2 tRNA genes and 1 rRNA gene are annotated in these 376 nt (G+C 48.9%); all 3 read right to left on the bottom strand.

The annotated features are described in order from the left end of the window. Positions 1 to 2: 2 nt before the first annotated feature. Positions 3 to 78 (bottom strand) — tRNA-Ala (locus FGG79_RS21515). A 14-nt stretch (positions 79 to 92) separates the two neighbouring features. After that, a tRNA-Ile gene (locus FGG79_RS21510) sits at positions 93 to 169 on the bottom strand. 141 nt (positions 170 to 310) lie between these two features. Beyond that, positions 311 to 376 (bottom strand): 16S ribosomal RNA (locus FGG79_RS21505); the annotation flags it as partial.

The raw sequence follows: 376 nt of genomic DNA, 5'->3' as shown, positions 1-376 counted from the left end.
CTTGGTGGAGCCTAGCGGGATCGAACCGCTGACCTCCTGCGTGCAAAGCAGGCGCTCTCCCAGCTGAGCTAAGGCCCCAAGGGGATCGAATATGGTGGGCCTAAGTGGACTCGAACCACCGACCTCACGCTTATCAGGCGTGCGCTCTAACCAGCTGAGCTATAGGCCCATATTCCATAAAAATGAATGATAAGCAATGCTTACCATTGTTTGGAGACGGATAGTTATTTTGCTTTCGCAAACAACTTTATTAAACCATCAAAACTGAACAAAACTTCGACGCGTCAAACGTTTAGTAAATCTTCCTTAGAAAGGAGGTGATCCAGCCGCACCTTCCGATACGGCTACCTTGTTACGACTTCACCCCAATCATCTG

Origin of the sequence: Bacillus sp. BHET2 (assembly GCF_005938125.1) — a bacterium.
GTDB lineage: Bacteria > Bacillota > Bacilli > Bacillales > Bacillaceae_B > Rossellomorea.
The sequence above is the reverse complement of the archived record's forward strand: the minus strand, read 5'-3'. Positions and strand labels throughout refer to the sequence as shown.